The 14,263-nt window shown below is 64.0% G+C and carries 10 protein-coding genes; 4 read left to right on the top strand and 6 right to left on the bottom strand.

What is annotated here, in order from left to right; genetic code table 11:
- Window positions 1–255: 255 nt before the first annotated feature.
- From ACX1DW_RS04845 to fadB, 3 genes are all read right to left on the bottom strand, one after another.
- A complete protein-coding gene (locus ACX1DW_RS04845) occupies window positions 256–489 on the bottom strand; it encodes a DUF1653 domain-containing protein (protein ID WP_152481131.1) in 234 nt (77 codons plus the stop codon).
- A 132-nt stretch (window positions 490–621) separates the two neighbouring features.
- Window positions 622–1,797, bottom strand: coding sequence for an acetyl-CoA C-acyltransferase FadA (gene fadA, locus ACX1DW_RS04840; RefSeq protein ID WP_102841408.1), 1,176 nt, complete (start codon window positions 1,795–1,797; stop codon window positions 622–624).
- A gap of 18 nt (window positions 1,798–1,815) precedes the next feature.
- On the bottom strand, window positions 1,816–3,963 hold the full coding sequence (gene fadB, locus ACX1DW_RS04835; RefSeq protein WP_152481130.1) for a fatty acid oxidation complex subunit alpha FadB: 2,148 nt from the start codon (window positions 3,961–3,963) through the stop codon (window positions 1,816–1,818).
- 435 nt (window positions 3,964–4,398) lie between these two features.
- Between fadB and ACX1DW_RS04830 the strand changes: the two genes are divergently transcribed.
- Window positions 4,399–6,432, top strand: coding sequence for a S9 family peptidase (locus ACX1DW_RS04830; RefSeq protein ID WP_458992894.1), 2,034 nt, complete (start codon window positions 4,399–4,401; stop codon window positions 6,430–6,432).
- Window positions 6,433–6,700: 268 nt separating this feature from the next.
- Window positions 6,701–7,060 carry a YgaP-like transmembrane domain gene (locus tag ACX1DW_RS04825; RefSeq protein WP_013982476.1) on the top strand — a complete coding sequence of 120 codons (360 nt, stop codon included), beginning with the start codon at window positions 6,701–6,703 and terminating at the stop codon, window positions 7,058–7,060.
- Between the two features lie 77 nt (window positions 7,061–7,137).
- Here the strand turns inward: ACX1DW_RS04825 and acs are convergent, their stop codons facing one another.
- Complete coding sequence (gene acs / locus ACX1DW_RS04820) at window positions 7,138–9,093, bottom strand: acetate--CoA ligase (protein WP_458992893.1); 1,956 nt, start codon at window positions 9,091–9,093, stop codon at window positions 7,138–7,140.
- A gap of 250 nt (window positions 9,094–9,343) precedes the next feature.
- On the opposite strand from acs, the gene ACX1DW_RS04815 reads away from it, so the two are divergent.
- Window positions 9,344–10,669, top strand: a complete 1,326-nt coding sequence (locus ACX1DW_RS04815) for a DUF2254 domain-containing protein (protein ID WP_458992892.1) — start codon at window positions 9,344–9,346, stop codon at window positions 10,667–10,669.
- 152 nt (window positions 10,670–10,821) lie between these two features.
- Here ACX1DW_RS04815 and ACX1DW_RS04810 read toward each other — a convergent pair whose 3' ends face one another.
- Together ACX1DW_RS04810 and ACX1DW_RS04805 are read right to left on the bottom strand one after the other, a co-directional pair.
- Window positions 10,822–11,820, bottom strand: a complete 999-nt coding sequence (locus ACX1DW_RS04810) for a TRAP transporter substrate-binding protein (RefSeq protein WP_458992891.1) — start codon at window positions 11,818–11,820, stop codon at window positions 10,822–10,824.
- A gap of 145 nt (window positions 11,821–11,965) precedes the next feature.
- A complete protein-coding gene (locus tag ACX1DW_RS04805) occupies window positions 11,966–12,865 on the bottom strand; it encodes a LysR family transcriptional regulator (RefSeq protein ID WP_267932600.1) in 900 nt (299 codons plus the stop codon).
- Between the two features lie 176 nt (window positions 12,866–13,041).
- On the opposite strand from ACX1DW_RS04805, the gene ACX1DW_RS04800 reads away from it, so the two are divergent.
- Window positions 13,042–14,244 carry a CaiB/BaiF CoA transferase family protein gene (locus ACX1DW_RS04800; RefSeq protein ID WP_003285587.1) on the top strand — a complete coding sequence of 401 codons (1,203 nt, stop codon included), beginning with the start codon at window positions 13,042–13,044 and terminating at the stop codon, window positions 14,242–14,244.
- Window positions 14,245–14,263 lie beyond the last annotated feature (19 nt).

The raw sequence follows: 14,263 nt of genomic DNA, 5'->3' as shown, positions 1-14,263 counted from the left end.
GAGGCAATGCCTCCGGCAGTTTGAATACCCGTGCCGGCGGTAGACGGCAAGGCATCAGCGAACATTCGTGCGCGTTTTGCGAACGGGGCGACCTGACAGAACAATCGCCCTGCCCGGCTCCTTCTGGAGCGAATCAGAGCGGCGGTTCGATGCCATCAAGCGGACAGCAAGGTTTTCGCTCTGCCTGAAAAGCACCGCTATATATAGTGGCGATGGAGGTGAGGTCAAGCGTGGACCTGGTGGCCGGTGGCCAGCTCAACCGCCGAAAACACTCGTTTCGGCTTCGATCAATGCGAAACGCGGGACCGTTTCGCCGTTCACTTCGACGCTCTCGGTGAACATTGACAGCGGGCGTACCCAGAGTCCGCGCTCCCCATAAAGTGCCTGATAGAACACCACCGGCTCCTCCGTCTCGGAGTGCCGCGCAACAGCGAATACGCGATATTCCGGCCCCTTGTAATGGCGATAACGCCCCGGCTGCAACTGCATGCCTACCTCCACACAAATACAAAAAAGAAAAACCGGGGCACCAGGCCCCGGCTTCCATGCACCGGCTGACAATTCCTCCCGCCCAGTCGCGAGAATGGCTGTCAGCCTAGCGCAGTCATTTGCATCTGTCTGTTAGACGCGTTCGAAGACCGTGCTGATCCCCTGGCCCAGACCGATACACATGGTAGCGATACCCAGCGTACCGTTGTTCTGCTTCATCACGTTCAGCAGGGTGCCGGAGATACGCGCACCGGAGCAGCCGAACGGGTGACCCAGGGCGATCGCGCCGCCGTGCAGGTTGACCTTCTCTTCCATCTTGTCGAGCAGCTTGAGGTCCTTGAGCACCGGCAGCGCCTGTGCAGCGAAGGCTTCGTTCAGTTCGACGTGGCTGATGTCGTCCATGGTCAGACCGGCGCGCTTGAGCACCTTCTGGGTGGACGGCACCGGGCCGTAGCCCATGATCGCCGGGTCAACGCCAGCCAGCGCCATGGCGCGAACCACCGCCATCGGCTGGATGCCGAGGTCCTTGGCGCGCTGGGCGGACATGACGATCATGCAGGACGCACCGTCGGTGATCTGCGAGGACGTACCGGCGGTCACGGTGCCGCCCTTCGGGTTGAACGCTGGCTTCAGCGCGGCCAGGCTTTCCAGGGTGGTATCCGGACGGATGGTCTCGTCGTAGTCGAAGACCTTGAGGAAGCCGTTCTCGTCGTGACCTTCCATCGGGATGATCTCGTCCTTGAACTTGCCCTCGACGGTAGCCTTGTGCGCCAGGCGGTGCGAGCGCTCACCGAACTGATCCTGGGCTTCACGGCTGATGCCGTGCATCTTGCCGAGCATCTCGGCGGTCAGGCCCATCATGCCCGAGGCCTTGGCCGCATGCAGCGACAGCTGCGGGTTCGGGTCGACGCCGTGCATCATGCTGACGTGGCCCATGTGCTCCACACCACCGATGACGAACACGTCGCCGTTGTTGGTCTGGATGGCCTGCACGGCAGTATGCAGGGCGCTCATGGACGAACCGCACAGGCGGCTCACGGTCTGGCCGGCGCTGGTGTGCGGAATGCGGGTCAGCAGCGAGGCCATGCGGGCAATGTTCCAGCCCTGCTCGAGGGTCTGGTTGACGCAGCCCCAGATCACGTCCTCGACCTCGGCCGGGTCGATCTTCGGATTGCGCGCCAGCAGGCCGTCGATCAGCAGTGCGGACATGGTCTCGGCGCGGGTGTTACGGTGCATGCCGCCCTTGGAGCGCCCCATCGGGGTGCGACCGAAGTCGACGATGACTGCATCTCTTGGATTCAGGCTCATGAATTCTCTCTCCCTCGATTAACCGTAGAAGCGCTGGCCGTTGGCGGCCATCTCACGCAGCTTCGCGGTCGGGTGGTACAGCGGGCCCAGGTCGGCGTACTTGTCGGCCATCGCGACGAACTCGGCGACGCCAATCGAATCGATGTAGCGCAGCGCACCACCGCGGAAGGGTGGGAAGCCAATGCCGTAGATGAGGCCCATGTCGGCTTCGGCAGCGGTCTCGACGATGCCGTCTTCCAGGCAACGCACGGTTTCCAGGCACAGCGGGATCATCATGTAGTTGATGATGTCCTCATCGGACAGCTCGCGCGTCTCGGCAACGACCGGCTTGAGCAGCTCGTAGGCCTCAGGGTCGACCACCTTCTTCGGCTTGCCCTTCTTGTCCATCTCGTAGGCGTAGAAGCCCTTGCCATTCTTCTGGCCGAGGCGATTGGCGTCGTACATGACATCGACGGCGGTACGGGTGTCGTCCTTCATGCGATCCGGGAAGCCTTCGGCCATCACGTCGCGGCCGTGGTGGCCGGTGTCCATGCCGACCACGTCCATCAGGTAGGCCGGGCCCATGGGCCAGCCGAACTTCTCCATCACCTTGTCGGCGCGGGCGAAATCGACACCGTGGGCGATGGCGCGGGCGAAGCCGCCGAAGTACGGGAACAGCACGCGGTTGACCAGGAAGCCCGGGCAATCGTTGACCACGACCGGGCTCTTGCCCATTTTCTTGGCGTAGGCGACGGTGGTGGCGATAGCGGTTTCGCTGGTCTTCTCGCCGCGGATCACCTCAACCAGCGGCATCATGTGCACCGGGTTGAAGAAGTGCATGCCGCAGAAGTTTTCCGGACGCTTGAGCGCCTGGGCCAGGTAGCTGATGGAGATGGTGGAGGTGTTGGAAGCGATGATCGCGTCTTCGCGAACGTGGCCTTCCACCTCGGCCAGCACGGCGTGCTTGACCTTCGGGTTCTCGACCACGGCCTCGACGACGATGTCGACGTTGCCGAAATCGCCATAGGACATGGTCGGGCGGATCGCATTGAGCGCCTGAGCCATCTTGTCAGCGGTCAGACGGCCTTTCTCGACACGCTTGCCGAGCAGCTTGGAGGCCTCGTCCAGGCCCATCTGGATACCCTCTTCGCGGATATCCTTCATCAGGATCGGCGTACCTTTGACAGCCGACTGGTAGGCGATGCCGCCGCCCATGATGCCGGCGCCGAGTACGGCAGCGAGCTTCACGTCGCGCGCCTGCTTGTCGTAGGCCTTGGCCTTCTTCTTCAGCTCCTGGTCGCTGAGGAACAGGCCGACCAGGCTCTGCGCAACCGAGGTCTTGGCCAGCTTGACGAAGCCAGCAGCCTCGACTTCGATGGCTTTGTCGCGGCCGAAGTTGGCGGCTTTCTGAATGGTCTTGATGGCTTCGACCGGGGCCGGATAGTTCGGACCGGCCTGCCCTGCGACGAACGCCTTGGTGGTCTCGAAGGCCATCATCTGCTCGATCGCATTGAGCTTGAGCTTGTCCAGCTTCGGCTGGCGTTTGGCCTTGTAGTCCAGCTCGCCGGAGATGGCGCGCTTGACCAGGTCCAGTGCAGCTTCCTGGAGCTTCTCCGGAGCGACGACGGCGTCGACCGCGTGCACCTTGAGGGCGTCTTCGGCACGGTTTTCCTTGCCGGAGGCAATCCACTCGACGGCGTTGTCCACACCGATCAGGCGCGGCAGACGCACGGTTCCGCCGAAGCCCGGGTAGATGCCCAGCTTGACTTCCGGCAGACCGACCTTGGCGGCTGTGGACATGACGCGATAGTCGGCAGCCATGCACATTTCGAAACCGCCACCCAGGGCGATGCCGTTGATGGCGACCACGGTGGGCACGCCCAGGTCTTCGAAGTCACTGAAGATCTTGTTCGCTTCGAGGTTGCCGGCAACCAGCTCTTCATCGGGCAACTTGAAGTTGTCGACGAACTCGGTGATATCGGCGCCGACGATGAACACGTCCTTGCCGCTGGTGACGATCACGCCCTTGACCGAAGCGTCGGCCTTGATGGCGTCGACAGCCTGGCGCAGATCGTTGAGAGTGAGGCGATTGAATTTATTGACGGACTCACCCTTGAGGTCGAAATTCAATTCGACGATGCCGCTCTCAAGAGCCTTAACCGTGATGGCTTTACCTTCGTAAATCATCAACTGATCTCCAGGTATGGAAGCTGAACGTTACGTGTCTCACGTCTTCGGCCCTGACTCGACCGCGCCTCGCGGCGAACGACACCCACCGACACGATAATCCGGGTGATCGGCATCTGCTCTGGCAAACGCTCGATTCATACGCCCGTTTGATTTGGGTCGGCACACCTTCGGGGAAAAGCGCAGCATTGTCAATCGGCTGCTTTGCCTAACCGAAAGGCACCCGCAAGCGGACATTTCGCGACCGCCCGGTCATCATCGACAACGCCGATCTGCCTGCATTCACCACAGCGATGAACGCGTCACCCATTCGTTTCAAAAGCTGAAACCGGGCCGCACCAACCGGGTCAATCCTAGACGTAGTCGAGCAGGTACACTGCCGCAATTCGTTGCACGCCATGTACGGTCAACGCACCACCGAATCCGGAGTACTGCATGTCCCAAGCCCCCATCGCCCGCGCCGACACCGGCATCGACCCCTACCGCTGGCTGGAGAACCGTGACGCCGAGGATGTGCTCGCTTATCTTAAGGCGGAGAATGCCTATCTTGAGGAGCAGCTCGCCGATCAGGCCGAACTGCGTGAAGCCCTGTTTCAGGAGATCAAAGGGCGCATCCGCGAAACCGATCTATCGCTGCCCGCCCCCTGGGGGCCATGGCTGTACTACCAGCGCACCACCGCGGGCGACGAGTATCCGCGGCACTACCGCTGCCCGCGCCCGCTGGATGGTTCGCTGACCGTCGATGAAAACGCCGAACAGCTGCTGCTCGACCCCAACGAGCTGGCCGGTGGCGGCTTTCTTTCGCTGGGTGCCTTCAGCGTCAGCCAGGACCACAGCAAGCTCGCCTACAGCCTCGACCGCGAAGGCGACGAGATCTACCGGCTGTACGTCAAGGACCTGGCCAGCGGCGTGGTCACCGAGCTGCCCTTCGACAACTGCGACGGCAGCATGACCTGGGCCAACGACAGCCGGACGCTGTTCTATGGCGAGCTGGACGAGACCCACCGACCACACAGGATCTACCGCCATCGCCTGGGCGAAACCGGCAGCCACGCGGTATTCCACGACCCGGACGGGCGCTTCTTCGTGCATTGCTACCGCGCCAGCTCCGACCGCCAGCTGGTCATCCTGTCCCACAGCAAGACCACCAGCGAAGCCTGGGTGTTGTCGGCGGACCAGCCGGAGGGTAGCTGGACCTGTCTGGCACCGCGCCAGGAGGATCACGAGTACTTCCCCGATCATGGCCTGTACGAAGGACAGTGGCGCTGGCTGATCCGCAGCAACCAGGCGGGCATCAACTTCGCCCTCTATCATGCCAGCGAGACCGAGCCGGGCCGCGAGCACTGGCAAGAGCTGGTCCCGCATGACGACGCGGTGATGCTCGAGGACGTCAGCCTGAACGCCGAGGCGATCACCCTGACCCTGCGCGAAAGCGGCCTGCCGGTGATCGAGGTGCGGCCACAGGGCGTCCAGCCCTATCGCCTGCAGTTGCCCGATGCGGCCTACAGCCTGCACGTGCAGAACTCGCTGGAATTCACCAGCACGGTGATCCGCCTGCGCTACGAGGCGCTGAATCGCCCGGCGCAGATCCGCCAGCTGACCCTGGCCGACGGCATGCAGGAAGTGCTCAAGGAGACCCCGGTGGAAGGCCCCTTCGATGCGAACGCCTATGAAAGTCGGCGCATCTGGGCCACCACCCAGGACGGCACGCAGATTCCCATCAGCCTGGTCGGCCGCCGCGACAGCTTTGACAAGCCCGCACCGCTCTACCTCTACGGTTACGGCGCCTACGGCCATAGCCTCGACCCCTGGTTCTCCCACGCGCGGCTGTCGCTGCTCGACCGCGGCTTCATCTTCGCCATCGCCCATGTGCGTGGCGGCGGTGATCTGGGTGAGGCCTGGTACCGCGCCGGCAAGCTGGAGCACAAGCCGAATACCTTCAACGATTTCATCGCCTGTGCCGAACAGCTGTTGGCCGACGGTTACACCACATCGCCACGCCTGGCCATCAGCGGCGGCAGTGCCGGCGGCCTGCTGATCGGTGCCGTGCTCAACCTGCGTCCGGAGCTGTTCGGTGCGGCGATCGCCGAGGTGCCCTTCGTCGACGTGCTCAACACCATGCTCAATGCCGACCTGCCGCTGACCGTGACCGAGTACGACGAATGGGGCGACCCGAATCAGCCCGAGGTGCACGAGCGCATCAAGGCCTATGCGCCCTATGAAAATGTCCGGGCCCAGGCCTATCCGCCGCTGCTTGCCGTCGCCGGCTATAACGACAGCCGTGTGCAGTACTGGGAGGCGGCCAAGTGGGTTGCCAAGCTGCGCGCCACCCGCACCGACGACAACCTGCTGCTGCTCAAGACCGAGTTCGGCGCAGGTCACGGTGGCATGAGCGGTCGCTACCAGGCGCTCAAGGATGTGGCGCTGGAGTACGCCTTTGTGCTCAAGGTGCTCGGCATGGCCGACTGATACGGCCGATCAAGGGTCGTCGGGGCGCACGCGCCACGCCGGCCCTTGGCGGACCTTGAACAGCGCCGCGTTGGCGGTCAAAACGCGCCCACACGCACTTGGGGCCACGGCGAGCACGAGCGATCCTACGCCTCACTTGTTGGCGTCTCTCCGTCTGGTCGGGCCTTGAGCGGTTTGCGGAGCCTCGCGGCAAATGGCCGACCTGCGGTGGCGAACAGGCGGCTCCGGCAAGAGTCATTCATTGAGAATGTCCTCGTCGGAGCCCCCCATGAACAACTCTTCCAAGCACCTCGAACAGAACGTCCACGGCTGGGAGCGCGCCATGTCCCTGGCCGGCGGCCTGTACTTCCTCGCCAAGGGTCTGCGCCGCGGTGGCCTCGGTGGTCTGCTGCAGCTGGGCATCGGCGGGATGGCCGTGGCCCGGGGCGTGACCGGCCACTGCGAGGCCAAGCGCGTGTTCAATGAAGTCAGCGAACAGGCGGGCATGGCCGAAGGGCGCTCGCACCATATGCCGTTCGAGCGTTATGACTCGAACAAGGAGCAACTGCAGGCCAACGCGGCAGCTGCTACCAACGGCACCACGGTCACCGGCAACGACGATCTGAAAAGCCCGCCCGCCGGCGTCTGAACATCGCCCTGCGGGCCTGTGGCTAGCGGACTTGTCCGCGAGCGAAGCTGCAGCAGGCGAGCCGGGCGCTCTGGATTTCAGCGCCGCTTCACCGCCTCATGGGCAGCGATCAACTGGTCGACGACGCCAGGGTCGGCCAGCGTCGAGGTATCGCCCAGGGTGTCGTAGTCGTCCGTGGCGATCTTGCGCAGCAGGCGGCGCATGATCTTGCCAGACCGCGTCTTCGGCAGCCCCGGCGCCCATTGGATGGTATCCGGCACCGCGATCGGACCGATCTCGTGCCGGACCCACTGCTGCAGCTCCTGGCGCAGCGTGTCGCTGGGCTCGGTACCAGCAACCAGAGTCACGTAAACATAGATGGCCTGGCCCTTGAGCGGATGCGGCACGCCAACGGCCGCGGCTTCGGCCACCTTGGCATGCGCCACCAGGGCGCTCTCGATTTCGGCGGTGCCCATGCGGTGTCCGGAGACGTTGAGCACATCGTCGACGCGCCCGGTGATCCAGTAGTAACCGTCCTCGTCGCGGCGGGCGCCGTCGCCGGTGAAGTACATGCCGCGGAAGGTCTTGAAGTAGGTATCGACGAAACGGTCGTGGTCACCGTAGATGGTGCGCATCTGCCCTGGCCAGGAGTCGAGAATCACCAGATTGCCCTCTGCCGGGCCTTCCAGCAGGTTGCCGAGATTGTCCACCAGCCCTGGCACTACGCCGAACAGCGGCCGCGTCGCCGAGCCGGGCTTGAGCGCCGTGGCACCGGGTAACGGGCTGATGAGGATGCCGCCGGTCTCGGTCTGCCACCAGGTATCGACGATCGGGCAGCGCGACCGACCGACCGTCTCGTAGTACCAGTGCCAGGCTTCCGGATTGATCGGTTCGCCCACCGTGCCGAGCAGGCGCAGGCTCGAACCGTCGGCACCCTCCATCGCCGCCGGCCCCTCGGCCATCATCGCGCGGATTGCCGTCGGCGCGGTGTAGAGGATGTTGACCCGGTGCTTGTCGATGATCCTGGCGATGCGGGTGACGTCCGGATAGTTCGGCACGCCTTCGTACATCAGGGTCGTCGCACCGTTGGCCAGTGGGCCGTAGATCAGATAGCTATGACCGGTAATCCAGCCGATGTCGGCGGTGCACCAGTAGATATCGCCGGGGCGGTAGTCGAAGACCCGCTCGTGGGTCAGCGCGGCGTACAGCAGGTAGCCGCCGCAGGTGTGCAGCACGCCCTTGGGTTTCCCGGTGGAGCCCGAGGTGTAGAGAATGAACAGCGGCTCCTCGGCGCCCATTTCCTTCGGAGCGCAGACCTCGCCGGCCACCCGCATCAGGTCGTCGTAGCAGACATCCCGGTGCGGGTGCCAGCGGATGTTCGCTCCGGTGCGGCGCACCACGATGATCTTCTGCACGCAACGGGTCTGCGGGTTCGTCAGCGCCTCGTCGACGTTCTCCTTCAGGGCGATGGTCTTGCCGCCACGTATGCCCTGATCGGCAGTGATCACCACCTTCGAGCTGCCATCGATGATGCGCCCGGCCAATGCCTCCGGCGAGAAGCCGCCGAACACCACCGAGTGGATCGCACCGATGCGCGCGCAGGCCAGCATTGCCACCGCGGCCTCGGGAATCATCGGCATGTAGATGGTCACCACGTCACCGCGGTGCACATCCTGGCCACGCAGGGCGTTGGCGAACTTGCAGACCTCCTGGTAGAGCTCGCGGTAGGTGATCTCGCGGTGCTCCGAGGGGTCGTCCCCCTCCCAGATGATCGCCACCTGATCGCCGCGCTCGGCCAGGTGCCGGTCCAGGCAATTGGCTGACACGTTCAGCGTGCCGTCGGCAAACCACTTGATATCGACGTGATGGTCGTCGAAGGAAGTGCGCTTGACCTCGCTGAAGGGCCGAATCCAGTCCAGCCGTGCCGCCTGCTCACGCCAGAATCCTTCAGGGTTGATCACCGACTGCTGATACATGGCCCGATAAGCGGCCTCGTCGGTCAGGGAGTGCTTTGCAGCCTCAGGGGACACGGGATACACGGACGCAGCACACATGGCAGTCACCTCGGGTTATCTGGTTATTTTCCGGTCGCAGCCTTGTCTCGCAGGCGAACCCTCACCACCCGATCGATCCACGCTTCCCGTGCGGATCGCCAACCACGCGCCTGTCAGACGTCTGCTTCAGCCGATGCCGAATACCGCAGCGGCCGCGACTAGCGGCCACTCTCCAAGCATAGACACTGTTTCGCGGCCATTTGCCGAGGGCTGCTGTCTCAATTCGTAACAGCCATCGACGGGAGCCACCATGTCAGCACCAAGCAATGCCCTGTTTCGTCAGCTGCAGCGGATCCCCCAGAGCATCGTCTTCTACCCCACCGTGATTCCGGCCGGCTACTTCGTGTTGGGCGGTCTCGTCCTGCTCTTCGAAACGACTGACCTGGCTCACGCCTGGCGAAACATGCTGCCGTCCGGCCTGGCAGAGGCGGATAACGCCCGGGAAATCCTCGGCACGCTCATCACCAGCATCATTTCGCTGACCGTGTTCAGCTTTTCCATGGTCATGGTCGTGCTCAACGGGGCCGCCTCGCGACTCTCCCCGCGCGTGCTGCCCGGGCTGATCAGCGATCAGCGCAACCAGCTGATCCTCGGCAACTACCTGGGCTGCATCCTGTTCTTCCTGCTGATGATCGCCTTCATCAACAAGAACGAACCCGATAGCCTGCCTGCGTTCGGCGTGCTGATCGCCGTACTGATGGGCCTGGGCTGTATGGCCCTGTTCGTCGTATTCATCCGTTCCATCTCGCAGTCCATCCAGGTGGACTGGATCGTCGGCCAGCTCTACCGCAGCGCCTGCCATAACCTGGCGCAGCGTTGCGAGCGCCTGGGGTCGATCACCGCGGCGCCGGATGACCGCGACTGGTACTGCATCGAAGCGGTCACGCCCGGCTATCTGCGCGAGGTCAACGAGCAACGCCTGCGGGAGCTCTTGGGGCCGGACGATCTGCAGGCGGTGCTACAGGTGGAGCCCGGCTTCTTTCTGGTCGAAGGACATCCGTTGCTCAAGGTCAGCGCCGAACTGGATGCCCGGCGAACCCGACAGGTACTCGACTGCTTCGATTTCCACGATGAAGAGTTCGCCGGCGCCAACGTTTTCTATGGCATGCGGCAGATGACCGAAATCGCGGTAAAGGCCATCAGCCCGTCGATCAACGACCCGGGCACGGCAATACGCGTGCTCAATCTGCACGGTGTGTTGCTCGGTCGCCTGGGTGGCGTTCCGCCGCTGGACGTGGGCTGCATCGACAATGGCAAGCCCAGGCTGTTCTATCCACAGCTGAGCCCGCAACGACGGCTGACGCTTATCCTCGACCCGATTCGTACCTATGGCAGCAATGACCCGGCGATCGTCATGGCGCTGATGCAGTGCCTGAAGACTGCCTTGTACGGGCAGCCCTCCAGCGACCAGCTGGAGGCCTACGTGGATGAATTGGCGGCACTGCGCGACGCCGCGGATACGGACCTGCAGAACGACCGTGACCGCCGTGCGGTCAACGATCTGCTGGAGCGCATCAACCGCCTGCATGACGAACTGGCGCCGCTGGCATTACTGCCAATTCCGGCGAAAAGCTGAAGGCAAAAAAAAGCGGCCTCAGGGGCCGCTCGGTCAACCATCCGGTTGGAATACACACTTGTCCGATCACGCAGATAGACGCCGCCATTCTGTGCAGCCAGCGCCGTGGCCGAAACTGCACATTGGTCTAACAGACCATTGGCGGGCTTGCCTCAGGGCGCAGAGTTGGCTGCCTGGGCCGCCTCGATGAGCTCCTTGCCGATCTCGCCCTCGAACTTCTTCCAGGCCGGTTGTACCGCCTCGCGCCAGCGGGCACGCTGCTCGTCGGTCAGCACCAGGATCTCGCTCTTGCCCGAGTCGATCACGCCCTGCTTGGCCTTCTCGTTCAGCGCCTCGGCCTGGCGGTTCACCTCCACGGTGACCTCGTCGATGATCGCTTCCAGCTCGCCGCGCACCTCTGCCGGCAAGCCGTTCCAGAACCTGGTGTTGGTGATCAGCAGGTAGTTGCCGATGCCGTGGCCGGACTCGGTGATGTACTTCTGCACCTCGTGGTACTTCTGGCTGTAGATGTTCGACCAGGGATTGTCCTGGGCATTGACCACGCCGGTCTGCAGGCCCTGGTAGATCTCGGCGAAGGCCATCTTGCGCGGCACCGCCCGCAGGGCGGTGTACTGGGCGGCCTGCAGGTCCGAGGGCTGTACGCGGAATTTCAGCCCGCGGGCGTCGGCCGGCTCGCGCAGCGGCTTGTTGGCAGTGAAGTGGCGCATGCCGTTGAGCCAGTAGGCCAGGCCGGTGATACCCTTGTCCTCCATGGATTTGAGCATGGCGCGCCCCTTGTCCGACTGCTGGAAGCGCTGCGCCGCGGCCATGTCGTCGAACAGGAACATCAGGTCGAACAGCTGCAGCTGCTTGGTGTACTGCTCGAGCTTCGACGGTGCCGGCGCCAGCAGCTGCACCTCGTTCATCAGCAGTGCCTCCATCTCCTTGCCGTCGCCGTACAGCGAGGAGTTGGCGAACACCTGCACCTCCACCTGGCCGGGCAGGCGCTCTTCCACGAGCTTCTTGAACATCAGCGCGCCCTGGCCCTTCGGCGTGCTGTCGGCGGTGATATGGGAGAACTTGATCAGGATCGGATCGGCCTGGACGCCGAGGACGCTAAACAGCGCGGAAGCGGCGAGCAGACGGGTGATGCCACGGGTGAGTCGTGCCATGGAGAGCTCCGTTTTGTAGTTGTGTGAGCCATGCAGCTGGTCCGACTCTACCCCGCTGCCCCTTCGGGCTGAATTGCTAATTGGCCAAGCGCGACTTCGCGTTTGGCGAAGGCCGTGACGCGATCGCGCCGCCGAACGGCTTCGTTCAGGCCTGGCCTTCGCGAAGCGTGAGGTGCTCGAGCATCTGCCGGGCAGTCACCGACAGGCTTTCCAGATTGCGCACGCCGAGCTTGAGTTCGCGCCGCGCCCAGACATCGGTCAGCGGCACCATGGCCACGTCCAGCGCCGGCAGGTAGTTGCGCACCACCTGCTCGGGCAGCACGCCGATGCCCATGCCGGTGTGGATCATCCGGCAGATCGCCTCGAAGCTGCGCACCTGGATGCGCAGGCGCAGCGGCGTGCCCATCTGCTGTGCGGACTGCTGCAGCAGGGCATGCAGTGAGGCGTCCTGCTGCAGGCCAATGAAGTCGAAGCCTGCCGCCTCGCGCAGTGCAATGCATCCGCGGCCGGCCAGCGGATGCTCGCGTGGCGTGACCAGCACCAGGCGATCCTCGCGGTAGGGAAACACCTGCAGGTCCTCGGCCGGCATGTGCCCGGCGAAGATGCCGATATCGGTCAGCCCCTCGCGCAGGGCGCGCAGGGTGTCACTGCTGACGCGCTCCTCCAGGTCGATCTTCACTTCCGGATGCTGGCGGGCAAAGGCGCTCAGGTCTTCGGGCAGGAACTCGATCACCGCCGAGGTGTTGGCGTGGATGCGCACATGGCCCTTCACGCCCTGGCTGAACTCGCTGAGGTCAGCGTCCAGCTGCTGCAGGTTGTCCAGCAGGTTGCGCGCGTGGTGCAGCAGCGCGTGGCCGGCCGGCGTCAGCTCGACGCCCTTGGGCTGGCGATAGAGCAGGCTGACGTCGAGCTGCCCTTCCAGATCGCTGACGCGCTTGCTCACCGCAGCCAGCGCCAGATGCTCGCGCTCGGCGGCGCGGGTCAGGCTACGGGTTTCGGCGATGGCGACGAACAGCCGAAGGGTGACGAAATCGATGCGGCGCATGGGCAAGCTTCCGTATTCGCGGGTGACGAAGCATGCACCTATTCCTGCCGCTATTCCACGGCCCCACGTCTCATGGCTTCGTGGAGCGCGAAGCCATGCTTGGCCAACGACCAATTGTCCGCTGCCGATGGGTCGGTCATGCTCGGCACCATGAATCAACCGGCACAGGTGTCGTGATGAGCGAACAGACAGACAAGAACCTGCCGCTGCAGGGACTCAAGGTGATCGAGATGGGCCAACTGATCGCCGGCCCTTTCGCCAGCAAGCTGCTCGGTGAATTCGGCGCCGATGTGATCAAGATCGAGCCGCCCAAGGTCGGCGACCCGTTGCGCAAGTGGCGCAAGCTCAAGGACGGCACCTCGCTCTGGTGGCATGTGCAGTCGCGCAACAAGCGCTCGGTGACGCTCGATCTCAAAGCCGCGGAAGGCCAGCAAATCGTCCGCCAGCTGGTGGCCGAAGCCGACATCCTGGTGGAGAACTTTCGCCCCGGCACGTTGGAAGAATGGGGCCTGGGCTGGGATGAGCTGTCGAAGCTGAACCCGCGGCTGATCATGCTGCGCATTTCCGGTTACGGACAGACCGGCCCCTATCGTGACCTGCCGGGCTTCGGCGTGATCGGCGAAGCCATGGGCGGCCTGCGTCACCTCTCCGGCTATCCCGGCCAGCCGCCGGTGCGGGTTGGCGTCAGCATTGGCGATTCGCTGTCCTCGCTGTATGGCGTGATCGGTGTATTGCTCGCCCTGCAGGAGCGCAACCGTAGCGGCCAGGGCCAGGAGATCGACGTGGCGCTATACGAGTCGGTGTTCGCCATGATGGAAAGCCTCGTGCCCGAATACGACGCCTTCGGCTACGTACGCGAGCCGGCTGGCAGTGCCCTGCCCGGCATTACGCCGTCCAATTCCTATTTGTGCAACGACGGCGCCTACGTGCTGATCGCCGGCAATGGCGACAGCATCTACAAGCGCCTGATGACCCTGATGGGCCGCCAGGACCTTGCCGATGATCCGCGCTTCGCCCACAACGACGGCCGCGCCCAGCACGCCGAGCTGATCGATGCCGCCATTGGCGAATGGACCATCCAGCACAGCCGCGACGAGGTGATCGAAGCACTCAAGGGCGCCCGCGTGCCGGCCGGCTATCCCTACACCGCTGCCGATATCGTCAAGGACCCGCACTACCTGGCGCGGCAGATGATCGAGCAGGTGCAGACCTTCGCCGGCCCGCTCAAGGTACCGGGCGTGCTGCCCAAGCTGTCGCGCACGCCAGGGCGCATCGGCGAAGGCGGCCCGCAACTGGGCGAGCACACCGACGATGTGCTGGCTGGCCTCGGCCTCACCGACGAACAACGCCAGGGCCTGCGCGAACGCGGGATCATCTGAACGCCACGCAGGGTGGACA

This window comes from Stutzerimonas sp. KH-1, assembly GCF_054483855.1.
This window is presented reverse-complemented; position numbering and strand designations above follow the sequence as displayed.

Excerpts from the sequence above, each read along its gene's own strand:
- ACX1DW_RS04800 (WP_003285587.1), top strand. The coding sequence starts at position 13,042 with ATGAGCGAACAGACAGACAAGAACCTGCCGCTGCAGGGACTCAAGGTG.
- ACX1DW_RS04810 (WP_458992891.1), bottom strand. The coding sequence starts at position 11,820 with ATGGCACGACTCACCCGTGGCATCACCCGTCTGCTCGCCGCTTCCGCG.
- fadB (WP_152481130.1), bottom strand. The coding sequence starts at position 3,963 with ATGATTTACGAAGGTAAAGCCATCACGGTTAAGGCTCTTGAGAGCGGC.
- ACX1DW_RS04845 (WP_152481131.1), bottom strand. The coding sequence starts at position 489 with ATGCAGTTGCAGCCGGGGCGTTATCGCCATTACAAGGGGCCGGAATAT.
- ACX1DW_RS04805 (WP_267932600.1), bottom strand. The coding sequence starts at position 12,865 with ATGCGCCGCATCGATTTCGTCACCCTTCGGCTGTTCGTCGCCATCGCC.
- ACX1DW_RS04825 (WP_013982476.1), top strand. The coding sequence starts at position 6,701 with ATGAACAACTCTTCCAAGCACCTCGAACAGAACGTCCACGGCTGGGAG.
- ACX1DW_RS04830 (WP_458992894.1), top strand. The coding sequence starts at position 4,399 with ATGTCCCAAGCCCCCATCGCCCGCGCCGACACCGGCATCGACCCCTAC.
- acs (WP_458992893.1), bottom strand. The coding sequence starts at position 9,093 with ATGTGTGCTGCGTCCGTGTATCCCGTGTCCCCTGAGGCTGCAAAGCAC.
- ACX1DW_RS04815 (WP_458992892.1), top strand. The coding sequence starts at position 9,344 with ATGTCAGCACCAAGCAATGCCCTGTTTCGTCAGCTGCAGCGGATCCCC.
- fadA (WP_102841408.1), bottom strand. The coding sequence starts at position 1,797 with ATGAGCCTGAATCCAAGAGATGCAGTCATCGTCGACTTCGGTCGCACC.